We start from the raw sequence: 19,545 nt of genomic DNA on the forward strand, positions 1-19,545 counted from the left end.
CATGCGGCCCACAAGAGAATGGCGGGTCGCCGTCATTGGATCGTGAATCCAGGCGGGGGCGGAGGGATCGAGAAGCCCGGAGGGGGCGGCGGAATAGATCCCGCGCCGACGCCCATATTCTCCTTCGCCAGCTTGCGCGCCGCCTTGACGATCTTGTTGACGGCCTCCTGCTGATCGTCACCCGGCATCGCCGCCCAATCCGGCGAACCGATCAGCCCGGCAATGTCATTGTAGCTGGTCGCGCCAGCCATCTCCCGGAACCGCCCATATTCTTCTGGCGTCATATCCTTGCGGACGAAGGACGGTACAGTGACATCGGCGTTCAGCAGGGCATTGTTGACCGGATCGCCTTGGCGCGTCGAAAGCCAGACGGGCGACACAATGTCAGGACCAACCCCGCCTTCGCTGGTGACAGGGCGGCCCCACACGTCCCGCTGCACCGGCAGGGATTGCGAGAGGCCTGGCACGCGGCGGCGCACTGCATCAAGGACCGTATTCGCCTCCCGGAGCGTCGGATCAGCCGTCCGCGCCAACTGTGCGACACCGGCAGGAATGGCCAGCGATCCCGCCGTGCGCTTCAGCCAGCTATTGGCGTAGCGGCCCGGATCGTTCACCGCGTCCACGAGATCGCCCAGCCCGGAAAGCCAAGTCTTGCTGGAAAGGTTCTGCATGACGGAAGCAGTCACCAGCAGGGCCACGTCCTCGCGCTGCTTCTCCGTCATGTGATCTTGCAACTCGACCATCCCGGCCGCCACGCCGAGGGTGGAGGCGAAGGGATCGAGACGCTGATAGCTCAGATATTCGTCCCCGATCTTGATTGAGTAGGGTTGCCAGCCATCAGCCAGCATCAGAGCGCGGGCCTTTTCGTCGGCTGGGCCGTTGCCGGTCACAAGCCCCTGCGAAGCCAGTTCCATCACCAGCGCGCCGACGCCGGACCCTACCATGGCGCGGGCCACGGCAAGATCGCGCTTCGCTCCGCCTGCCCGGAAGTCACGACGCCATTCCGACAGCAGCGGCGCAGCGGGCGAGCGCTCCAGTGAGAATTTCAGGAGATTGGTCGGCGTCCGCACGAACGGCAGAACCATCTTCATGACCGGGCTGGAATTGCTCAACATCGTGGCGGCCCTGCCCACCTTGCCCAGCGGGCGCTGGAAGGTCAGATAGCGGCCATAATCGAATGCCTGTTCAAGCATCTCATCGGTAGGGTTCGCGACCAGTTCAGCAGCCCGGCGCTTACCCTCTTCACCGCGCAGGCCTTCCGCTGCGGCCTTCCGGACCGCAAGCCCGTTCAACTCCATGCGCCGCGCCATCGCCTTGTATAGTTCGTCCGACGAGGACAGCATCCGTGTAGGCCACCGGATGATCTTGCCCGCCACGCCGCCGATAGCGTCTTGATGTACGGTATCGACCTTGCCCCTTGCGCCGGGACAATAGCTGATCGGGCGTCATGCCCAACTCATCGGCAAGGCTTTGCGTCTCTGCCTGGGTGATGCGACCACGCCGGGCTGCGTCGAATCCACCCGTCATGCGATCGACCTGGCTCAATGCCCGCTGGATCGATTGCGGGCTGTCCAGCTTCGACAGGCGGATATTGCCCGCGAAGTCCGGAGCCTGATCGCCCCATTCCTCATAGGCCGACAGCGGCGGCTGGTTCGCCTCCAGATCGTCCATGCTGACGGGCTGGCCGCGATCCTCCGCAAGAGGCGTCCCCCGATCCCTCGCCCGTTCGACCGCAAACCGCTGATCGCGGGCAGCGTTGAAGGCATCGACCTCTGCCAGATCGTCAGGACGGAAGGACCGATTGATGCCCCGGTTCGTGTTATCGACCGCATCCAGAAATTCCCTGATGGTCGGGCGCTCCGCATGGTCGGGGAAATAGCCCGAACGCCATGCAAGGTCTGCCGCCTGATCGAGCGGCATGCCGTTCTCATTGTCCACCAGCCTGCCGAAGCGCTGTTCCCCGCGTGCAAAGTCCAGATCGCGCCCGGCGTTGTCCGTGATCCCCAAGGCCCGCAGTTCGCCGCCCTGATCGATCACACCGCCCTGACTGCGCAGGAAGGTGACAAGATCGGCTGGGCCGCGCTTCGGCATCATCCGCTCCGGATCGTCGCCACGCGGCAACATGCGGCTTTCCAGCGCCGACGCCTCATTGGGCGGCTTGATGGTCGGATATAGCCCGGCACCGATCGATGCGGCCTCTTCCTGACTGGCAACGACATTCGAAGGCAGCGGCAACAGATCGGCCGGGTTCACCCGCTCCGCCATAGCGCGGCGCTGCATCTCGGTTGCGGGATCGAGCAGCGGACGCGGACCCGCGTTCACGTCAATGCGATCCACCAGACGCGGGGAAGAGATGGACGGCGAGGGCATCGCCCCCTCATTCTCCATGGCGATCTGGAAACCGGGCGGAGGTGGCGGAATATCTGATCCCGGATTTGGAGATGGCATAGCATCCACCGCCCTCTGTCCCCGAAGCTGGGCAACAACGCGCTGGGCGACCGGGCCAAGTTCTTGCGCAAGCGCCCCCGTCCCATAGCCAAGGGCACCACCTGTCAGAGCGCCGACGCCAGCATAAGGCAGGCGGTCGACCACGCCGCCCTCTCCGGAACCGAACCCGGCAAATCCGCCCTCGATAGCCCCAGCCTGCGCCAGCCTCAGACGCGCCGCCGCCTGCGCGGCCTCCTTCGCCGCGAACCGCGATCCGCCCGCCCGCAGAGCTTGCCGGGCAGCAGCAAGGCCGACGCCTTCCACGGATGTACCCGGCAGTACAAGGCCGCTCGCGAGTTGGCCGCCGAAGCGCGCATAGGGATGGTTCGCGTCGTCATAGGCAAGGATGCTGCGGTTCTGATCGACGTTGTTCGCCAGAATGTCGGCAAAGCGCCGATCGCTGTCCCAGACATTTTCGCGCCCCGGCGTCAGGCCGAGCGAGTCCACTACGCCGCCCATCTCATCAAGCATGTTGATGGGGTCCGACAGGCCACGGACGCCAGCGCCTATCGCGCCATCGCCTGGATTAGTGAGCAGGCGGGGAGGCTCCGCTGCATAGCGGATGGTCGGATCAGCGCCACGCTTCGCCCGCTCCGCATAGGATTTGCGCGTAGCGTCGGGGTCGATGATGAAGCCGTTGGATTTGGCATAGGCCAGCAAATCGTCGGGCGTCGATTTGGGGTCGGTCCAAATCTTCTGATAGCCCTCTGCGATATCTTGGCGCAGCCCTTGGAATGGCGTCGGATCATCAAAGAACACCGCCTGACTGCCCCGCGTAGCGATGTGTGTACTTGTTCCCGCATAAGGGGCGCTCCTTTGACGGGTATCAGGATACCACTTATGTTATACGGGGGCAAAGAAAATCGCGGTTTTCTGCCGAGTCTCTACCGCCTGAGAATGCCCCTATATGCCGCAGACTTGCGCCATTTCAGGCCGAGTCATGATTGACCGCCACTGATCGGCTGTGAGCCAGATCGGGACAGCGCCGAGGCCGGGCTTGTCAGCTTGAGGGAGTCATGGGAAATTCGCGCCGGGAGGAATGAACCATGGACAAATCTTCGGGCGGCGTTCAGGCGGGGGACGGCAAGGTCTCACAGGCCATTGAACGGTGGAAAGCTGGGGTCGCCTTCCTTGCGCTGGTGGCGGCGATGGGCGGCGCGGCGTTCCTTGTGGCCGCCATACCGATGATGGCCGCCGCGTCCCTATTTGGCGCTGCCTATATCGCGTCGACCGCCAACATTGCAGCCGTGGCGGCGGTGGCAGTTTTTCCATGGATGCTGACCAATGAAAGCGTGGCGCGGGCGTCGCGCTCGCTCTTGGGGGCCGGGCCGCGTCGGTAAGCTGACCGATGGTTGCCCTTGCCCTGATCCTCGCCTCATGCTTCGCAGTCGACGGTGACACGCTCCGCTGTGACGGCGAGCGCATCCGCCTTCTCGGCATCGACGCGCCAGAAATTCATGGATGCCGACAGGGCCGGATTTGCGTCCCCGGCGATGGGCAGGCCAGCAAGCGCAGCCTGGAGGCGATGATGGGCGGCCGTATCAGCGTCCAGCGCGTCGGGCAGGATCGCTATGGCCGCACGCTCGCTCAGGTCTATGTCGGCGGCCGGAATGTTGCCTGCGAACAGATCAGGCGCGGGCAGGCGGTCTACGTTGAGCGCTGGGACAATGGCGGGCTGCTGGCGGCGGACTGCCAGTGAGCCGCTACCGCTACCGCTGGAAAGACCGGCATGACGATCTTGTGAACCGGAACAGGGGCAATCCTTGGCCGCTGCGGATCGAGTTTGCCCTATTGGCCTGCCTGTCTCTTGCGGCGATTGCCACCGGCATTGTTTCGGCTGGCCACTGGATCGCGGGCCTGCTCCCTTAATTACCGATGGCTGGCGGGCCAGCGCGCCGCCCGGATCACAGCACCGACCTTCGCAAGAAACTGCCTATCCTCCAGCGGTATGCAATCTGGATATTCCTCCGGATCGTCCCTGTCGGGTACAAACTCACCCCACTCCCGCCCTGACTTACTCGGCTGCTTCTTGCCAAGGCTCGATACCCAATCGTCCCATAGGGGTAGGCTTAAATCGCCCTGCTCCTGTCGCACACCTTCATAGAGAATTTGCACTGCGCGATCGATGTCAGCGGGCGTCACGCACTCGCTCAACTTCTGCTGTTTGCGCTCGCGGAGCCGCGCCTGTCGTTCTGCATTGGATAGTGCCATGACAGTTACGTAACGGTTTACCGTCCAAAATGCAAGATCGTTACGTAACGTCTGTTGACGGGTGCCGTTAACCTCGTTACGTAACGAACGGCCAGAGCGGAAGCTACCAACGACCGCCCCGGCCTAACCGCAACCCCTGATATAGAGGGATTGAAGCTATGAACGAACTACACAGTTCGCGGCGCCAAGTCATGCGCGCTCTGATTATCGCACCATCTCTAATTGCGACACCTGTTGCCAGCGCCGCTACCGGGCCGGTCTGCACCCCGACCGCCTCACAAGACCCGGCATGGCTGGCACTGCTGGAGGATGAGCGCCGCACCGCTGCCGCCGCCAAGCAGGCAGGGAAAGCCGCAGACGATGCTTTCAGCCGCTTTTCCAACGCCCGCGATGCCTTCATGGAAGGTTGGCAGGCTGAATGGGACGACAAAAGCGGCAGGCCTTACAAGTTCATCGATGCGCGCCCCGCCCACGAAGAAGGCGACTGCCGCATAAACGCTGGCATGATCGACTACAACGCCTTCCATAAACTGATGAAAGCGAAGCGCGACCAGACCACCGCCGCGCTGAATAGCCAATATCGCGTTGCGGAAACGGAAGATGTCTGGGGCGCGGCGCACGACACGCACATAGCCGCGATTAAGGCGATCATTGCCTACCCCTCCCGCGATCCCGACATCATCGCCCACAAGCTGCGGCTGTTGATCGACCAGTTCGGGGACGATGAGGGCGACCTTGCGCCCCTCCTGACCTCCATCGCCGGGGAGGCCTAAGCCATGCACATAGCGAACACCAATCAGGGGGCTTCGGCCCCCACCGATGGCCTGCGCCTGTTCGATCCAGTCGAATGGCTGGCCCGCTATGTCGAGCTTGGGGGCGGCTACACCGTCAGTTCCACAAGCGTCTGCCTGCACTGGTCGCTGCGGATCACCGAACAGGAGCGGGACGCCCTTGCCCAGCATGAGCGACCGCTGCGGCGCGATCTGGCGAAGCGGGATGCGGTCAAATCCCTCCTGCTTGCCTCCAGCCCAAAGGAGGCGCTGCCATGCTGATCTATCGGCAGAACTATTCCGCGCTGGCCCATGATCGCGGTCCCGTTGCGCTGGACCCTGACATTGCATGGATCGACCAGCGCCTAGGGGAGAAGCGCGACCGGAAAACGGACGCCCCCAAACTGGTTCCCGTCGCGCCTGCGCAGCCCGAACAGCCGCCCGTCACGCCACGGAAGCCAAAGCCGCGCAGCGCTAGACCGCAGCGAAACTATGCCGCGCCGATCCTGATGGAAATTGAGCGCTGGCTGAAAATGGCAGGGATGCCCGCGAGCAAATTTGGGCGCGAAGCAGTGGGGGATAGCCACCTTTTGCGCGATCTTCGCAGGGGTCGCGATCCATCCTCCCGCGTCGTCGCCCGCGTCCGGGCCTACATGAAAAAGGAGGATGAGGCGCGACAGCATAAGCCAAGACCGAAGGGCAAGGCCGTCTGTGCGCTCGATCTCATCCCCCGCATCGAAAAGGCCATAGCGGAGCGTGACATGCTGCCGAGCCGGTTTGGACGGAACGTCGCCAATGCGCCCGACCTTATCGACCGGATCAAGTCAGGGGCGGGAATCCGCCATGCAACGCGGGAAAGGATCGTCGCCTTTCTGGACAAGCTGGAAGGGAGGGGCTGACCATGGCGAGCAAAGCACCACGCAGCGCGCCCATTCCCCGCGTGACGCGGCGCAGGAGGCTGCGCAGGGACAAGCGCCAGCCTCAACCCGTTCCGACGCTGGCGGCCCTCCTGACCGTCATTCCTAGCCTGTCCCGCGCAGAGCTTGGGCGGCTGGTCCAACGGATGATCGATCACATGGACCAGATGGACGGCGATCCCGATCTTGAGCAGGAGGGGATGGAAGACGATTGGGTCCGCCACAAGGCCGATGGCCCCGGATGCCCAATCAGCGATCCGGGCGGCGGGAATGTCGAGGACGAGGGACAGATTAACGAGGTCGCGCCCTACACAGGCCCGATCGCAGTTAGCACTGCCCGCACCGCCGCCGAACGCGGCGAAAGCAAAGCACAATAGAGCATGTGACCAGCGCCCCGGTTCGAAAGGATCGGGGCGTTCCCCTTTCATCGACTGAGCGAATCAATCCGAACGCACTGATTCGAATTGTCAATTTCCGCTTAGGTCACGCCGACAGGATAATCTCCCCATGCGGTACAGCCTTATCATCTTCGCCCTCGCGCTGGGCATCCTTGGCGTCGTCGCCGTCGATGCCATGTTCAGCGCCGCTACCAGCATCATGCAGAGCGCGCTGGCGCGCCCCTGATAGCAAAAAAAGCCCCGTCACGCGGGGCCCATGTCGAATTTTTGCAAGGCGAATCGCTGCACCAGCGCTATGCAGCCAGTGCGACCCGAAGGATGGCTTATCCCAACCTTCTCCTGGCCCGGTGGGAAACTGCCGGGCCATTTTTGATATGAAAAACCCCGCCTCCACCGCATGCGAGGAGACGGGGCCTTGGAGCGACCCAAAGGCTTTGTGCCCCCCCATTGCCATAGCTTGGCTGAACATGTCCAGACAACTTTAGTCAAGCTGCGGACGCGGGGAGATCGCGGGCAAAGAAAACCCCCGCCTCCTTGTGGGAGACGGGGCGTGCATAGCGGATCGGCGTTTGATCAGTTGGGGCTCGCCCCTGATCCCATCGATCGGGCCTGCTTCAGATAGTTCGCCGCCAAGGCAAGGTGCACCCGTTTGGCGGATGGATCATTCATGGTGCTGGCTTTACGGATCTCGCTCCTGGCGCGGCGCTCGTAATAGGCCTTATCCGAAATATCGCGCATTTTGCTCCTCCTTGAGTTGAACAAAAGCGGCCACATTGGGTGGCCACTATCCCGAGGAAGCGAGCCTCGGAACACGGCAAGATTTATCAGATTTGGGCGTGATTATTCAAGAGGTTGGAGCTCCGATTATAAACCGTAGCCCCGCCTCCCACCCCGGAGGCGGGGCAGCAGGAGCAGAATGACTATAGCGCCGGGCGCTGGCCACATCGATATGGCGCACGATGTATGCCGGTCGGCCGCCTGCAATTCCGGATTATATCCATAGCCGAATGTACGAATCGGGCGGGGTGGGCCATGATGTCCTTCCCTCTCCCTTGGAGGGTCCCATAGCCCCGCATCAGCCCCCCTTCATGATGCGGGGCTAATCGTATTTCCGCCCTCTGTTTTATTCGTGCAGGAGGCCGCCTTTTATGGTGTCCGAAAATTGCTCCCTACATGGACGCTAAAAATTCGGATTAGACGTAGCAACAGGCGAAGGCCCGCCTATTCCCCTCTATTTTAGAAGATCGCCAACCTCATATGGCGTCCATCGTCGTGCGCGTTTCGGCCAGCAGCGCCCGCATGATCCGCCGCCTCTTCACCATCGCCGCAGATCGCAGCCCATGCTTGAAATTATGCTGGTTTCCGAGCGGAGCGCCGGGACTTTTGCCGCCGTGCATCCGGCACCGCTTCTTGCCCTTGATCGCTGGCGATTGGCACTCCGTTCCCTGCCGGGTCTTCGCCAAGCATCGGGGGGCCGCCCGCAGGCGCGTGACCCGCGAAGGGTGCATAAGGTTGTCCGAAGCCTTTTCCATATCCGCCAGCCCCATAATGATTGAATTGGTCCGCGACGATCGCCTGCCCACCCTCATAGACATGGACATGTCGCACCACCTGTTCACCGCCGCGCCGGGACTTGGCCAGCGCCTCAACCTGCATGGTGAAGGTCCGCATCATCTTCGTGGCCATGTTCCCAAATTCCATGAGCGCCACCCGGTCATCGGTGTGCCGACACTTCGCCGCCATCTCCATCGCGATCTGGTGGACAGCATACATTTGAGCGCCAAGCGCGCCCTCTACTTCGCTCGATGGGGCAACCGCCGCCATGAAAGCCAACCCCGCATTCAGTTCATGCGCCGTGATCACTGATTGGCCACGCTGACGGCCTACCTTGTCCAGGCTGAGAATGATGGCGTTGACCCAATCGTCCGAAGCCGAACCGGTAGCGGCATGAAGGAGATAGCTTTCCCCCAACCGGTCATTATGACGCGCATCGAGATTCATTGCGCCTGCATCAAACTCGACATCATAAGCCGCACGGGCAGGCAGCGCATCATATCCGGCCTTTGCCGCCGCGATGGCTCTAGCCTTCCTTTCCGTGGGGGCGGGCTTCTCAGCCGCCTTCTTTCGCCTTGGGCTTGCTCCCTTTGTCACGAACCAAGCCTCGCCATGAAGTCCGCCATGAACTTGCGCATGAACCCGTTCACGCCCCCATCTTTGTGCCAACTGCGCGGCCGGGCGAAATAGACCCGACGCCCTGCGCCATTGATGTTCCGGGCGCGATATTGGCCCGGCCTTTCCTTGACCCGTCTCATTCCCCCAACTCCCAAACCGGCACGAACTGCTGCGCCATACAGTTCTCAAGATAGCCCCGCGCAAACCGACTCGTCCGATCCGAGAAGGGCCAGCGGTACGTTGCGCAATTGTCATCCATGGCAACGATCCGCCCGCCATCGATACGCCGGACTAACCCAGCGACAATGCCGCCCGCTGGATCGAAGCCAAATAGATCGATGGTCGACCAGCCCATCGCCGCCGCGCCCCTACCGAAATCCGCAATCAGGTTGTCGCAGTCGCGGACGATGCGCCGCCAATGGTCAGGATCATAGCCGCCCAATGGGTGGTCGGGATCGAGCGAGGCAACACCGCGCTCCCATTCTTCCAGCAGGAACACAGGACCATGCTTCATTTTTCGGTGTTCTTGGTGTTCCTTGTGTTCCTCTTTGTTTTTCAATGCTTTGCGTTCTTCGATTGGTGTTCCGTTCCGTGTTCCAAGGTGTTCCGACTGGTGTTCCGGAACACCTGGAACACCTCGCGAAAAAGAAGGTGTTCCAGCGAAACCCACGGTTTTCTGCGGCGGAACACCGGGAACACCCGGAACACGCATATCTGGTATGGAGTCGAGCCATTCGACCTTCATCATTCTTCTCCGAAGATGGCAGGGAGGACGATGTAGAAGCGCGATTTGCCGATGCCGGGGACAGTGACCGGGACCGAATACTTGCCCGCGCCATCGACGCCGAGGAAACCGCGAGCAGCCAGCACTTGAGCGACCGATTTGGGGTCCATGCCTTGGCAGACTTCCCCTTTCCATGTCGCGGCCGGGATCAGATATTCCCGCCGCTCCATGGCATCGGCACGCCAGAAGCCAGCCCGATTATAGATCGGCGCGGACGTGTCATCATGGACCGGCTGGAAGCGGGACATGCCATGCGAGATGAGAAAGGCGCGGACCTGATCGGTTGCCGCCTCATCCTCCGCCGCGCCGACGCCACCGCGAGCAGCGAGCCAAGCGGTGAATACCTTTTTCGCCGCATCGATCGACACGCCTTCACCCCATGGCAGCACGCCGAGGCGGGCGGCTGTTTCGCCAGCAGCAGCAATCAGGCCGAACCGGCGACAGGCCCGCGATACCTGACCGTTGCCGCCCTTGGGCATGTTCTCTGCCACGAATGCATCAATGCCTTGGCGGACGCCCTGCGCGACCACATCAAGCCGACCAATGAGGCGCTCGACAAAGGCCGGTCCCGCTATCCCATAGGATTCGGCCGCACCCGCCTTGATGATCCGGGACAGTGCTTCGCCCGTCGCCGCCCCATGCAGAGTTTCGAACAAGCCGAGACCTTCGCCCGCGTCCGCCTCGATGTCGAGAATGCGGACCTCCTGACCCGCAGCGGATCGGCGGCCCCGTCCGTCAGACTTCGCATGATCGCTCAGGCTGATTTCACCCGACGACAGGAAGAATGCCCGCCAGCGCTTCGCGGCCTTCGCTTCACCCGATTGCGAGGCGCGGGACTTGCCCGTCCCGTTCGCCAGAAGATAGGCCACGCTGCCCGCTTCCTTCGCGTCTAGCTGGGCCAGTTCATCCAAGATCAGCAGGGTTTCATTGGCCTGCTCCGCCAGCCCTTCCAGCCCGTTCTGGGTTGCGCGCCACTGGCGGACAAAGGATGGCGGACCCCATACCGACGCCGCCGCAAGGAGCGTGGTGGATTTGCCGATGGATGACGGCCCCCGGAAGTGGACGCCGCCACCTTCCTCCCCGATAGCGGCCAGCAGCGGCCCGACGAAGGCGGAGGCGAGCGCCACGGCGATGCGACTGTTGCCGACGCCATAAACGGCAACGGACTTCTGCCACTGATCTAGAACCCCGCTCACCCGATATTCGTGGTCGAGCGCCGCCGTGCCCTGATAGACCACAAGATGCCCATCTTCCCCGATGGTGCGGTCAGGCAGAGCGAAAGCGCCATCGGTCCAGCCCACCCGCGTTACGGCACGGGCGCGATCTTCTACCCGGATCGAGGCGAGGAATGTTTGCAGCGCATTGCGGTGGCTGGTTCTGGGGCTGACATAAAGCCCGCCGTCCAGCAGGGCGGAACGGACCTCGCGACCGTCGCCCGCCATCAGCGAACGGGGCAGCGACCATTGATGCTCCACCCCGTCATCGTCGCGCCAGCGCAGGAGCAGACCCCATGCCTGGCTGTTGCGGTCGCGGGTCTGGGCCACCACGCGCACCGGCCCCGCGATCTTCTCCGGACCTTCGCCGCCGTCGAAATAGAGGCCGTCAGGCTTGATATGATAGCCGCTGGGTAGTTTCGGCTCCCGCTTCGACCCGATGTTGATGGCGTCGGCCAGCGCCGCGTCATCCTTCATGTCCGCCATGTCCATGGCAGTTGCGACCTTAGCCATTATTGCTGTCCTCCCGAACCGGAAGCGCCACACGTCCACCAACTGCCTGAGCAGCGGCGCGGGCGGCTTCCAGCCCCACATTTGCTTTGATTGTCGGATGGTCGATCAGGTGCGCGTCATCGTCCGCGAGGATCACCAGATCGCAGTCAGGATAGGCGGCCTGCATCGCCAGTGCGGTTGCCGTCAGGTTCTTAGCGGAGAAGCCGACTGCCACCGCATGACCCGTTGCCCGGCGCGCAGCGGCACAAGTGGCAAATCCTTCCCCGACCATCACCACCGCGTCAGGCTGGCCGATCAGGGAGAACAGGCCCGCTTGCCTGCCGCCCTTGGCAAAGCGCTTCGAACCATCGGGCGCGATGGCCTGGAGGTTCCAAAGCACCCCGCCAGCATCGAACATCGGCACCAGCAGGCGGTTGCCTTCCTGCCGCAGCCCTTCACCCGATACCCGCTTGCGGATGAGATAGGGGTGGCTGGGATCGGCGCTTTTCGCATTGGCCCACCGGTCCCGGCATTGCTCGGCCGCCTCGCCTTGTTCGGCCAGCTTGGCGGCATCCCGCTTCGCCTTTTCTGCGCGGTAACGGGCGGCGCGCTCCCGACGCTCCTTTGGCGTCAGGCGCTCGACAGTACCAGCGCGCCACCGTTCCGATATTTGCAGGCGATAATTGCCGAACGCCCCGGCTGGGGTGGCGTCCATATGCAGGATCGCCCAGCCATTGCGCTTGCCCTTGCCGTCACCATCGCATGCGAAGCGGATCAGGTCAGAGCCAAGGCGATCCGCGATAGGTTCGGCGGGACGCATCCCTGCCGCTTCCATGGCCGATAGGAAGGCCGCGACCGTATCTTGTTCCATTGGTGCGGAACGATATGGGCGTTGAGTCCGATAGGAAAATTCCCTCATGGCTCGACACCTCCCGCCATATGAGCGCGGATCGCATCGGGGATATAGACCGCCGCTTTCCCGTCCAATTCCTCACGGTTCAGCCGGTGGGCGGCACCTATGGCCGCCTCCGCGCTGTTGAAGGTGGCGAAATATCCCCAGCTATCCCCGGAGCGGCTTTCATGCCCGATCTCGAAATGCCGGGGGTTCCCCATCCAGATATGAATGGTTCCGCCCGCCGCAGGTTCTTGCGCTGCATCGGGGCGGAAGAAGGCGACGACTTCACCCATGGACCGCCTCCTGCCGCTGATATTCGGGCAGAACCCAGACGATGCTGGAAATACCTGCCTCGCTCTTGCGGCGCATGCCGCTGTCCACGATGGCTTTCTTGATCCGCAATTCGCTGGTGCGGGGACGAACGCGGAAGCGCTCCCAGCCCAGACGCGCCGCAATTTCGTCGCCGGTCGCGCCCTGGCTGGAAACCTCCGCCAGTACCTTGAGAATCTGCTGTTGGAGATGAGGGACAGACGGCGCGATGAAATCGGCCGCCGCCATCGAAGTGTCGATGGGGTAAGCGCCCGGATGGTTCGGATAATTAGACATGATCGACCTCCCCGAAGCAGAGGGACAGGATCAGGTCGCCCAGGCTGGGCGAAACATGGCAGCGCTCCATCAGATATTGCGTGCGCCAGTGAGGGCGGGTATCCTGTTCTGCATCGTGGTTGACGAAATTTGCGGGGCTGGACGGAGTAGAGGCCGTCCGGCCCTTGCGTTTCTTGGGGTCATCCCTCGACTTCCCTGCCATCAGGCGGCCGCCGCGTAATCAGGCATGGAAGTGATGAACGCGTCCCAAGCCGCATGCGGAACAATGGTGCGGCGACCATATTTCTTGGCCTTCAGGTCGCCGCGTTTAATCGCCTCATAAATCTCTGAACGAGAGATCGGGCCATGAGCAGCCAAGAATGCAATGGCATAGCCGAGTGGGGGCTGTGGTGCGGTGCTATCGCTCATCTTTATGTCCCTGTGCGTCCAAGCGGGATTGCTCGGACGCTGCGGGACAAATTTCCGCTGCGCCTATCGTGTAATCACTAGCGGTTACATCGAATTACTGCCGGGGGTATTTCGGGCGGGAAACGAGAGTGGCCGGATCGATCCAGCATTTCGCCAGTCAGATATTTGCGCTGGTCGTCGCTTAACTGCCAAGCCTCCGCAATTTCAGAGGCATATTCTCTAACATCTTCCTCCGGCCACCTGATCCATTCCGAAATGTCGACTAATTCTATAGCCGTCATTGTTTCGATCCCAAGGACGCAACGGCGCCAGGCTGAACAATACCCATCCCCGCGATATTAGAGCGCACCATGTCGGCTACATGGCTTGGGGCCAAATGTGCGTAGTGCTTGCGGGTAATCCGCTCGTCCTTGTGGCCAAGCGCCTCCGCGATGATCGCCATCGGTACGCCGCGCAGAGCAAGACGCGCCCCATAGGTTCGGCGCAGATCGTGAAAGGAGGCTGCTGGGGCCACGCTTCCCGCCGTGCATGCATCAGTCATGCGCCTTATTTGCTGGGCGTCGTTCCAACGCTCACCAGTCGGGCCGGGGAATACCAGATCATCTCCCTTCCTGCCCGCCATCTGCTGCCGAAATAGTTCTACGCCCTCGGCTTCCAGATACACGACGCGGGGAGCCGCGCCTTTTGTCTCCTGAAGCCAAGCAGTACCGGCCAACAGATCGACATCGATGCAACAGACCCGGCGCAATTCGCCCCACCTTGCGCCGGTAAGCAATGACGCTTGAACAATCGGCCGAAATTCTGGTCCCGCCGCATTGACGACCCGGCGCGCCTCATCGTCGGTCAGGTATCTAAGCCTTGCGACCTCAACACCCTTAAACGGCTTAACAAGGCGCCATGCTGAATCGGACGGCACCTTCCGCCTGTTGAATGCATAGTTGAGGGCCGCCTTAAGCACGGTCATATCGCGGTTCGTGGATGCCTTGCGCTTCCTCCGATCCTCATCCGTGTCTAGCGTGCGATATTTCTGCTCGTCAGCACCTTTGGCGGTTCGCAAACGCGCTGGTGTCTTTGCCCTATCACGCTGGAACTTCTCAATGTGATCAGTAGTGAGTTGGTCCATTCGGATATGACCTAGCGCGGGGCGGATGAATTTCTCTATCCGCCGTTTGGTATTGACCAAATCTTTTCCGGCGAACCCCTCAATATATTCGTCAAGCACATCGCCCACGGTGTAATTTGCTTTCACCTTAGGACCGCCCTGACGATCTTTCAGCCATTCTCGCGCCTTGTCCTGCGCCTGCCTGTAATCAAGTACGCCGGTGGCATCGGCATCCTGGGTATCGTCGGCCTCCCCCAATGTCGCTTTCTCATAGCCGCCCGCCTTCCCCGGAGGCCTGTAGCGGGCAACCCATTTCGCCACCTTCTTTCCACGGTAATAGCCAAGGTGAAATCCCTCGCTCATCAAAGCCCAATAAGGTTCTTGGCGAACCGCGAGTCTGGAGCGCGCAGCGCGGGTTTCTAGGCGATGATCACGAACTGAACGAGCCATTTTGATGCCTTCGGTAATGCATCGGTAATATACACACCCGGACAGTAGCAGACAACCAGCGACATAAAACCAAGATATTGCGCGCTTCGCAGCGTCTGGGTATGTCCACCGATGTGTAGGTAGCGGCCCTCTCACGGCTGAAACACGGGTTCGATTCCCGTAGGGGTCACCAATAGCATCAATGGATGGGATGGATGGTGAACCAGGAAATTGGTCCATCTCCTTTATCCATGGATTCTTCCCGAAAATCAGCCGCTTACGCTCAAATGCGCTGAAATCCTGAAGCCATTCCCCTGTCCGATCGTCGACCCCGATGAAATGCGAACGGTCGCGTTCCCGTCGGCGTTCGGCCTCAAGAACGGTTCAGCCCATTCGACCAAGCTAATCAGATGATCAAAGCCCGCGCAGCGTTTCGAGACGGCGTTCGCCGATGATGCGCGCAGTCTCCTCTTTAATGCGGTCTCCTCGTTAACGATGCACAATAGCCCACCGACCGCTCCCTCGGCTATGTGCAGCGGACTGTAGGAGAAGCTGTGGCAGGCCCCCTCGGGGAAACCGCTCCGCTCAAGCAGCAGCAACGCCTTGTTCCAAGTCGCCTCGCCGGCGCGCGACCTGATCAGCCACCTCGTCATTGACTTCGGACCGGACCCCGCGGAACGGATGGCCGAGCATGGCCGGATGCTCGATGCCGAACGTCGGGATATCGGCATCATCCTAGAAGAAGCTGAGCTCTTCACCCCACCCCAGCCATGCCGGAGATCGCCGTCACCGCGCGGGAACGGGAGCAATCCGCATGCCCCTCCCCCCGGACGGGCATGCGCGGTAAAGCGTCAGTTCGCCTTGCTCAGATCCACCTTCTCGACCCATTCGGGATAGAAGGTCGGCTCCCGGTTCGACCAGCCCACGGCGGTCGCCGCTGCCTCACTGATCGACTGGAGCAGCGCGCGGCGCTTTTCGGGATGCAGATGCGGCAGGCTCGCGGCCGCGCAGAAGGCACCCGGCAGCCACGGCCGCGCCCCCGCCCCCAGCAACCGCTCGTAGAGAAAGCGATAGGCTGAAAAGCTGCTCAGCCGATCCTGGCCCAGGTCGAAGGCGGAGATCGTCACCAGCGGCGCCATGAACGGCTCCATCTGATCGAGGCCGCTGTCATCGGGCACGCGGGCCTTGATCTCCTCAAGGCGGCCGTAAATCCGCGCCTGCGCACGGATGCTGGCTTCCTCCACCATGTCGCGCGACCACAGCTTCATCGCATCGCGCCGATGGAGGCCGATATCCAGCGATCTTCGGATATAGCGCTGCGTGGCGGCCGGGAAGCTGGCGAATTCACGCAATTCCGCCAGTGTGATGGCCCCGTCCGCAGGTCTTGCACTCGTGCCCATGCTCATGCCCTCCGACTTTAAGTCGACCGACAAACCATGCGCCCAATATGGTTTCTACAAGATTAAGCGCCGGTTGCCCCGACAGACACAGGGAATCATTTTTCCTTGTGCGGTGCAACATGTAATTTTTGTGAATGCGCCCAATGGATAAGCGCCACGGCAGGAATGTCCGCCGGCACTCTCGCGCATGGCACATTTTCGGCCCTTTACCGCGCCCTCACTCCTGCGCGGCCAGCGGTTCGGCCCGCAGCATCCCGGCCAGTTCCGGCCAGTGCACCGCCGCCCCTTCCTGCGCCGCAGCCTGCAAGGCACGGTAGCGCGCCAGCAATGCCTGCCCGAATGGGGTCAGACGCGCCCCTTCGGTCGAGGTGGCGACCACCGGCGTCGTCCAACAGCGATTCATGACGTCCACCAGCAACCAGCAGCGGCGATAGCTCATCTTCAGCTTGCGCCCGGCAGCGGAAATCGACCCTTCGCCGGCGATGGCGTCCAACAGGTCGGCCTTGCCCGGCCCCATGGCGATTTCCTCGCCGCAATAAATCTGGATCTTGATCTTCAACATCGGCCCAACCATAGCGTCGCCTATGCCATGGCGGCGCGAAGAGGCCAATGCGCCTTTCCCGCGAAACGGCTACGCCTTCAGGCCCGCCGCTCCAGCACGGCCCCGATCATGCTCCGCCACACCGTCACGTCGCCCGCCTGCGCCATCTGCGCATCGGGTTCGCGCAATGTGTGCAGGATCGCATAGGCGTCATCGACATGGTTCTGCCAACTGGCATCGACTGCGCCCGCCGCGTGCGGATCGCTGCCCTCGCCGTTCAGGCTGAGCTGGCGCCCGGCCAGGACACGGGCAATGCGTTCGATCGCGGGAGTAGCGGAAGTCGGCATATGAACTGGCTCCTCTCACCTGCGAAGGGGCCACATCGGGGCGGCCCCTTGCGAAAAACGATCATATCACGATTTCCCGCTCCGTCTATCGCCGGTCCTTCTCCTTGCCCCCGGGAAAGCCGGAAGACGGCACCGGATCGCCATGGTCGCCCGGCGCGGTGGCGGACGGCGGGTCGGACGCGTCCATCGAATCCTTCAGGCCCTCGTCCAGCTTCTCCTCAGGGGTGATGGCATGGTCCTGCTCGTCGGTGGGCCGCTTGTCGCCCGCTTCCTCGCGGCTGTTGGGACGGATATCGGTCTTGTCGGTCATGGCTCTCTCCTTTTCCGATCAACGGGCCAGCGCGGCGGCCGGTTCCGCCCCCTCGACCGACGCGCTCATCGACCAACGCATGGAACCCTTCGACCAGCTTCACCGCCAAGGGGCGACAGCGCGGACCGCTTGGCCTAGACTTTCGCCCATGAGCATAAAGAATGAAGACGGCGAGCCGGGCGTGCCGCCGACGGTCGCACTCTATTCGATACTGGGTTTCTGGTTCTTCTATGCGGTGCTGGTGACGCTGCGCGCCTCGGTCATGGGGTTCGAGGCGCAGGGGGCCATGGCCGCGCGCCGCGCCGTGGTGACGGTGATCGGCATCGTCGTCACCTGGGTCCTCTATCTCTGCCTGCGCCGGTTCGACCGCAAACCGCTGGCGACCCGCATCGTCGCCGCCTTCACCCTGGCCGCCCCCTTCGCGCTGGCGACGGCGGCAGCCAATTTCTACGTCTTCAACATCTATGATCCGGCCTCGCTCTTCCCCGACGCGGATTACCAGAAATATGCCAGCGAACAGGGTTTCGCCCTGACCCAGATCGTGGAGGACGCGATCAGCCGCTATTTCTTCCTCGCCGCCTGGGCCGGCCTTTACCTCGCCTTGTCCTATGCCAGCGAGGCGCATCGGGTGGAACGCCGCGCCGACCGGCTGGAACGCGCCGCGCAACAGGCCGAACTGCGATCGCTGCGCTACCAGGTGAACCCGCATTTCCTGTTCAACACGCTCAATTCGCTCTCGTCACTGGTGATGAAGAACCGGCGCGACGAAGCGGAACAGATGATCCTCTCCCTCTCCAATTTCTACCGCACGAGCCTCACCGGCGACCCGCTGGAGGATGTTTCGCTGGAGGAGGAAGTGCATCTCCAGAAACTCTATCTGGATATCGAAGCGGTGCGCTTCCCGGATCGCCTGTCGACCAGCATCCGGATACCCGACAGGCTGCTCAATGCCTGCGTACCCGGCCTCATCCTGCAACCGCTGGTCGAAAATGCGATCAAATATGGCGTGTCGCGCACGTCCAGCCCCGTCACCATCACCATCGCCGCGCGGGAGGAGGAGGGCATACTCCACCTCAGCGTCACCGATAATGGCGACAAGCCGCCTAGCGATGCCGATGCGGGCAGCGGCATCGGCCTTGCCAATGTGCGCGACCGCCTGACCGCGCGTTTCGGCGATAAGGGGCGCATCGACTATGGTCCCCGCACCGGCGGCGGTTTCGCGGTCGACCTCACCCTGCCCGTCATCCGCAGGAATATCTGAATGGCCATCCGCACCCTGATCGTCGACGACGAGCCGCTCGCGGTGGAGCGGCTCCAGATGCTCTGCGCCCGCGAACCGCGCATCGCCCTGGTCGGCACGGCCAGCGACGGCGAGGCGGCCCTGCGGCTGATCGAGGGGCTGGAGCCCGATCTGGTGATGCTGGACATCGCGATGCCGCTGCTCGACGGCATCGGCGTGGCGCGGGCGACCTCCCGCATGGGCATCTGCCCGGCGGTGATCTTCGTGACCGCGTTCGAGGGGTTCGCGGTCGAGGCCTTCGACCTTGCCGCCGTCGATTATCTGCTTAAACCCGTCGCCCATGAACGCCTTGCCCGCGCGGTCGACCGGGTGGAACAGGCGCTCGGCAACCGCGCCGCGCCCTCCCCTGCGACCAGCATGGAGGCGGAGAGCGAATGGGCAGAGGAATTCTGGGTCCCGCACCGGTCCGAACTGGTGCGCATCGGCGCGGTCCAGATCGACCGGATCGAGGCGGAACGCGACTATATGCGCCTGCATGTCGGGCAGAACAGCTATTTGCTGCACCAGACGATCAGCTCGCTGGAAAACCGGCTCGACCCGCAGCAGTTCGTCCGCCTGCACCGATCGCATATCGTGCGCCGCGACCATATCGCGCGCCTTCGCCACGATGGCAGCGGCGTCTGGTCCGCCTGCCTGGTCGACGACACGGAAATCCGCATCGGCCGCACCTATCTCGCCAACGCCCGCGCCATGACCGGGCGCTGATCGATCGGAGCGGGTTTGGGTGGCTAAGAGACCACCCGCTTTTGGATCAGATAAACG

29 protein-coding genes are annotated in these 19,545 nt (G+C 62.5%); 10 read left to right on the top strand and 19 right to left on the bottom strand.

The genetic code is table 11. The features are described from left to right. Nucleotides 1-32: 32 nt before the first annotated feature. Complete coding sequence (locus tag YP76_RS28185) at nt 33-1,310, bottom strand: hypothetical protein (protein ID WP_052757343.1); 1,278 nt, start codon at nt 1,308-1,310, stop codon at nt 33-35. Beyond that, nucleotides 1,243-3,246, bottom strand: coding sequence for a hypothetical protein (locus tag YP76_RS26545; protein ID WP_052757344.1), 2,004 nt, complete (start codon nt 3,244-3,246; stop codon nt 1,243-1,245). The genes YP76_RS28185 and YP76_RS26545 overlap by 68 nt, the downstream gene beginning before the upstream one ends. Nucleotides 3,247-3,533: 287 nt before the next feature. Here YP76_RS26545 and YP76_RS08630 point away from each other — a divergent pair, with 287 nt between their 5' ends. From YP76_RS08630 to YP76_RS27680, 3 genes are read left to right on the top strand one after another with little or no spacing between them, the layout of a single operon-like run. Then, nucleotides 3,534-3,827: a hypothetical protein gene (locus YP76_RS08630; RefSeq protein WP_046763146.1), complete on the top strand. Its 294-nt coding sequence runs from the start codon at nt 3,534-3,536 to the stop codon at nt 3,825-3,827. A gap of 8 nt (nt 3,828-3,835) precedes the next feature. Next, nucleotides 3,836-4,186 (top strand): thermonuclease family protein, encoded by a 351-nt coding sequence (locus YP76_RS08635; RefSeq protein WP_046763147.1) that lies wholly within the window; start codon nt 3,836-3,838, stop codon nt 4,184-4,186. Then, the gene (locus YP76_RS27680; protein WP_157035714.1) at nt 4,183-4,356 is read left to right on the top strand and encodes a hypothetical protein; all 174 of its coding nucleotides are present in this window, start codon (nt 4,183-4,185) and stop codon (nt 4,354-4,356) included. Before YP76_RS08635 ends, YP76_RS27680 begins: the two co-directional genes overlap by 4 nt. Here the strand turns inward: YP76_RS27680 and YP76_RS08640 are convergent, their stop codons facing one another. Beyond that, nucleotides 4,357-4,698 (bottom strand): hypothetical protein, encoded by a 342-nt coding sequence (locus YP76_RS08640; protein WP_046763148.1) that lies wholly within the window; start codon nt 4,696-4,698, stop codon nt 4,357-4,359. Between the two features lie 191 nt (nt 4,699-4,889). On the opposite strand from YP76_RS08640, the gene YP76_RS08645 reads away from it, so the two are divergent. The 4 genes from YP76_RS08645 to YP76_RS08660 are packed head-to-tail and all read left to right on the top strand — an operon-like array spanning nt 4,890 to nt 6,762. Further along, nucleotides 4,890-5,471, top strand: a complete 582-nt coding sequence (locus YP76_RS08645; protein WP_046763149.1) for a hypothetical protein — start codon at nt 4,890-4,892, stop codon at nt 5,469-5,471. A 3-nt stretch (nt 5,472-5,474) separates the two neighbouring features. Then, nucleotides 5,475-5,750 (top strand): hypothetical protein, encoded by a 276-nt coding sequence (locus tag YP76_RS08650; RefSeq protein WP_046763150.1) that lies wholly within the window; start codon nt 5,475-5,477, stop codon nt 5,748-5,750. After that, a complete protein-coding gene (locus YP76_RS08655) occupies nt 5,744-6,367 on the top strand; it encodes a hypothetical protein (protein ID WP_046763151.1) in 624 nt (207 codons plus the stop codon). The genes YP76_RS08650 and YP76_RS08655 overlap by 7 nt, the downstream gene beginning before the upstream one ends. Nucleotides 6,368-6,369: 2 nt before the next feature. Further along, nucleotides 6,370-6,762, top strand: a complete 393-nt coding sequence (locus YP76_RS08660) for a hypothetical protein (RefSeq protein ID WP_046763152.1) — start codon at nt 6,370-6,372, stop codon at nt 6,760-6,762. Nucleotides 6,763-7,356: 594 nt separating this feature from the next. Here YP76_RS08660 and YP76_RS28190 read toward each other — a convergent pair. Together YP76_RS28190 and YP76_RS28620 are read right to left on the bottom strand one after the other, a co-directional pair. Further along, complete coding sequence (locus YP76_RS28190; RefSeq protein WP_197707403.1) at nt 7,357-7,521, bottom strand: hypothetical protein; 165 nt, start codon at nt 7,519-7,521, stop codon at nt 7,357-7,359. A gap of 515 nt (nt 7,522-8,036) precedes the next feature. Then, a complete protein-coding gene (locus tag YP76_RS28620; RefSeq protein ID WP_232307489.1) occupies nt 8,037-8,246 on the bottom strand; it encodes an HGGxSTG domain-containing protein in 210 nt (69 codons plus the stop codon). A gap of 49 nt (nt 8,247-8,295) precedes the next feature. Between YP76_RS28620 and YP76_RS28625 the strand changes: the two genes are divergently transcribed. Continuing rightward, nucleotides 8,296-8,649, top strand: coding sequence for a hypothetical protein (locus tag YP76_RS28625; RefSeq protein ID WP_157035715.1), 354 nt, complete (start codon nt 8,296-8,298; stop codon nt 8,647-8,649). Between the two features lie 281 nt (nt 8,650-8,930). On the opposite strand, the gene YP76_RS27685 is transcribed toward YP76_RS28625, so the two are convergent. The 14 genes from YP76_RS27685 to YP76_RS08730 all read right to left on the bottom strand — a co-directional run bounded on the left by YP76_RS27685 (nt 8,931) and on the right by YP76_RS08730 (nt 17,483). Further along, nucleotides 8,931-9,095: a hypothetical protein gene (locus YP76_RS27685; protein WP_157035716.1), complete on the bottom strand. Its 165-nt coding sequence runs from the start codon at nt 9,093-9,095 to the stop codon at nt 8,931-8,933. Further along, nucleotides 9,092-9,700 (bottom strand): hypothetical protein, encoded by a 609-nt coding sequence (locus YP76_RS27690; RefSeq protein WP_157035717.1) that lies wholly within the window; start codon nt 9,698-9,700, stop codon nt 9,092-9,094. Before YP76_RS27690 ends, YP76_RS27685 begins: the two co-directional genes overlap by 4 nt. Next, complete coding sequence (locus YP76_RS08675; RefSeq protein ID WP_198147448.1) at nt 9,700-11,466, bottom strand: DUF927 domain-containing protein; 1,767 nt, start codon at nt 11,464-11,466, stop codon at nt 9,700-9,702. Before YP76_RS08675 ends, YP76_RS27690 begins: the two co-directional genes overlap by 1 nt. Next, nucleotides 11,459-12,316, bottom strand: a complete 858-nt coding sequence (locus tag YP76_RS08680; RefSeq protein WP_046763154.1) for a toprim domain-containing protein — start codon at nt 12,314-12,316, stop codon at nt 11,459-11,461. The genes YP76_RS08675 and YP76_RS08680 overlap by 8 nt, the downstream gene beginning before the upstream one ends. A gap of 44 nt (nt 12,317-12,360) precedes the next feature. Next, complete coding sequence (locus tag YP76_RS08685) at nt 12,361-12,633, bottom strand: hypothetical protein (RefSeq protein WP_046763155.1); 273 nt, start codon at nt 12,631-12,633, stop codon at nt 12,361-12,363. Then, complete coding sequence (locus YP76_RS08690) at nt 12,626-12,946, bottom strand: hypothetical protein (protein ID WP_046763156.1); 321 nt, start codon at nt 12,944-12,946, stop codon at nt 12,626-12,628. The genes YP76_RS08685 and YP76_RS08690 overlap by 8 nt, the downstream gene beginning before the upstream one ends. After that, a complete protein-coding gene (locus YP76_RS27695; protein WP_157035718.1) occupies nt 12,939-13,148 on the bottom strand; it encodes a hypothetical protein in 210 nt (69 codons plus the stop codon). The genes YP76_RS08690 and YP76_RS27695 overlap by 8 nt, the downstream gene beginning before the upstream one ends. After that, nucleotides 13,148-13,354: a MerR family transcriptional regulator gene (locus YP76_RS08700; protein ID WP_046763158.1), complete on the bottom strand. Its 207-nt coding sequence runs from the start codon at nt 13,352-13,354 to the stop codon at nt 13,148-13,150. Before YP76_RS08700 ends, YP76_RS27695 begins: the two co-directional genes overlap by 1 nt. A gap of 277 nt (nt 13,355-13,631) precedes the next feature. Continuing rightward, entirely contained in the window at nt 13,632-14,819 is a 1,188-nt protein-coding gene (locus YP76_RS08705; RefSeq protein ID WP_198147449.1) for a tyrosine-type recombinase/integrase, read from the bottom strand. Between the two features lie 335 nt (nt 14,820-15,154). Then, complete coding sequence (locus YP76_RS08710) at nt 15,155-15,538, bottom strand: hypothetical protein (protein WP_046763160.1); 384 nt, start codon at nt 15,536-15,538, stop codon at nt 15,155-15,157. A 198-nt stretch (nt 15,539-15,736) separates the two neighbouring features. Further along, nucleotides 15,737-16,285 (bottom strand): hypothetical protein, encoded by a 549-nt coding sequence (locus YP76_RS08715; RefSeq protein WP_046763161.1) that lies wholly within the window; start codon nt 16,283-16,285, stop codon nt 15,737-15,739. A 217-nt stretch (nt 16,286-16,502) separates the two neighbouring features. After that, nucleotides 16,503-16,847 carry a winged helix-turn-helix domain-containing protein gene (locus YP76_RS08720; RefSeq protein ID WP_232307490.1) on the bottom strand — a complete coding sequence of 115 codons (345 nt, stop codon included), beginning with the start codon at nt 16,845-16,847 and terminating at the stop codon, nt 16,503-16,505. A gap of 77 nt (nt 16,848-16,924) precedes the next feature. Further along, nucleotides 16,925-17,173 (bottom strand): hypothetical protein, encoded by a 249-nt coding sequence (locus YP76_RS08725; RefSeq protein ID WP_046763162.1) that lies wholly within the window; start codon nt 17,171-17,173, stop codon nt 16,925-16,927. Between the two features lie 85 nt (nt 17,174-17,258). After that, nucleotides 17,259-17,483: a hypothetical protein gene (locus YP76_RS08730; RefSeq protein WP_046763163.1), complete on the bottom strand. Its 225-nt coding sequence runs from the start codon at nt 17,481-17,483 to the stop codon at nt 17,259-17,261. Nucleotides 17,484-17,631: 148 nt separating this feature from the next. On the opposite strand from YP76_RS08730, the gene YP76_RS08735 reads away from it, so the two are divergent. Beyond that, the gene (locus tag YP76_RS08735) at nt 17,632-18,744 is read left to right on the top strand and encodes a sensor histidine kinase (RefSeq protein WP_046763311.1); all 1,113 of its coding nucleotides are present in this window, start codon (nt 17,632-17,634) and stop codon (nt 18,742-18,744) included. Next, the gene (locus YP76_RS08740) at nt 18,745-19,488 is read left to right on the top strand and encodes a LytR/AlgR family response regulator transcription factor (RefSeq protein WP_046763164.1); all 744 of its coding nucleotides are present in this window, start codon (nt 18,745-18,747) and stop codon (nt 19,486-19,488) included. It abuts the gene before it with no gap. Nucleotides 19,489-19,545: the final 57 nt, after the last annotated feature.

Source organism: Sphingobium chungbukense (assembly GCF_001005725.1).
Classification (GTDB): domain Bacteria; phylum Pseudomonadota; class Alphaproteobacteria; order Sphingomonadales; family Sphingomonadaceae; genus Sphingobium; species Sphingobium chungbukense.

Coding starts and splice junctions, on each gene's coding strand:
- YP76_RS28185 (WP_052757343.1), bottom strand. CDS start 1,310: ATGGCGCGGCGCATGGAGTTGAACGGGCTTGCGGTCCGGAAGGCCGCA.
- YP76_RS08630 (WP_046763146.1), top strand. CDS start 3,534: ATGGACAAATCTTCGGGCGGCGTTCAGGCGGGGGACGGCAAGGTCTCA.
- YP76_RS08635 (WP_046763147.1), top strand. CDS start 3,836: ATGGTTGCCCTTGCCCTGATCCTCGCCTCATGCTTCGCAGTCGACGGT.
- YP76_RS08640 (WP_046763148.1), bottom strand. CDS start 4,698: ATGGCACTATCCAATGCAGAACGACAGGCGCGGCTCCGCGAGCGCAAA.
- YP76_RS08645 (WP_046763149.1), top strand. CDS start 4,890: ATGCGCGCTCTGATTATCGCACCATCTCTAATTGCGACACCTGTTGCC.
- YP76_RS08650 (WP_046763150.1), top strand. CDS start 5,475: ATGCACATAGCGAACACCAATCAGGGGGCTTCGGCCCCCACCGATGGC.
- YP76_RS08655 (WP_046763151.1), top strand. CDS start 5,744: ATGCTGATCTATCGGCAGAACTATTCCGCGCTGGCCCATGATCGCGGT.
- YP76_RS08660 (WP_046763152.1), top strand. CDS start 6,370: ATGGCGAGCAAAGCACCACGCAGCGCGCCCATTCCCCGCGTGACGCGG.
- YP76_RS28190 (WP_197707403.1), bottom strand. CDS start 7,521: ATGCGCGATATTTCGGATAAGGCCTATTACGAGCGCCGCGCCAGGAGC.
- YP76_RS27685 (WP_157035716.1), bottom strand. CDS start 9,095: ATGAGACGGGTCAAGGAAAGGCCGGGCCAATATCGCGCCCGGAACATC.
- YP76_RS27690 (WP_157035717.1), bottom strand. CDS start 9,700: ATGAAGGTCGAATGGCTCGACTCCATACCAGATATGCGTGTTCCGGGT.
- YP76_RS08675 (WP_198147448.1), bottom strand. CDS start 11,466: ATGGCTAAGGTCGCAACTGCCATGGACATGGCGGACATGAAGGATGAC.
- YP76_RS08680 (WP_046763154.1), bottom strand. CDS start 12,316: ATGGAACAAGATACGGTCGCGGCCTTCCTATCGGCCATGGAAGCGGCA.
- YP76_RS08685 (WP_046763155.1), bottom strand. CDS start 12,633: ATGGGTGAAGTCGTCGCCTTCTTCCGCCCCGATGCAGCGCAAGAACCT.
- YP76_RS08690 (WP_046763156.1), bottom strand. CDS start 12,946: ATGTCTAATTATCCGAACCATCCGGGCGCTTACCCCATCGACACTTCG.
- YP76_RS27695 (WP_157035718.1), bottom strand. CDS start 13,148: ATGGCAGGGAAGTCGAGGGATGACCCCAAGAAACGCAAGGGCCGGACG.
- YP76_RS08700 (WP_046763158.1), bottom strand. CDS start 13,354: ATGAGCGATAGCACCGCACCACAGCCCCCACTCGGCTATGCCATTGCA.
- YP76_RS08705 (WP_198147449.1), bottom strand. CDS start 14,819: ATGAGCGAGGGATTTCACCTTGGCTATTACCGTGGAAAGAAGGTGGCG.
- YP76_RS08710 (WP_046763160.1), bottom strand. CDS start 15,538: ATGACGAGGTGGCTGATCAGGTCGCGCGCCGGCGAGGCGACTTGGAAC.
- YP76_RS08715 (WP_046763161.1), bottom strand. CDS start 16,285: ATGGGCACGAGTGCAAGACCTGCGGACGGGGCCATCACACTGGCGGAA.
- YP76_RS08720 (WP_232307490.1), bottom strand. CDS start 16,847: ATGTTGAAGATCAAGATCCAGATTTATTGCGGCGAGGAAATCGCCATG.
- YP76_RS08725 (WP_046763162.1), bottom strand. CDS start 17,173: ATGCCGACTTCCGCTACTCCCGCGATCGAACGCATTGCCCGTGTCCTG.
- YP76_RS08730 (WP_046763163.1), bottom strand. CDS start 17,483: ATGACCGACAAGACCGATATCCGTCCCAACAGCCGCGAGGAAGCGGGC.
- YP76_RS08735 (WP_046763311.1), top strand. CDS start 17,632: ATGAGCATAAAGAATGAAGACGGCGAGCCGGGCGTGCCGCCGACGGTC.
- YP76_RS08740 (WP_046763164.1), top strand. CDS start 18,745: ATGGCCATCCGCACCCTGATCGTCGACGACGAGCCGCTCGCGGTGGAG.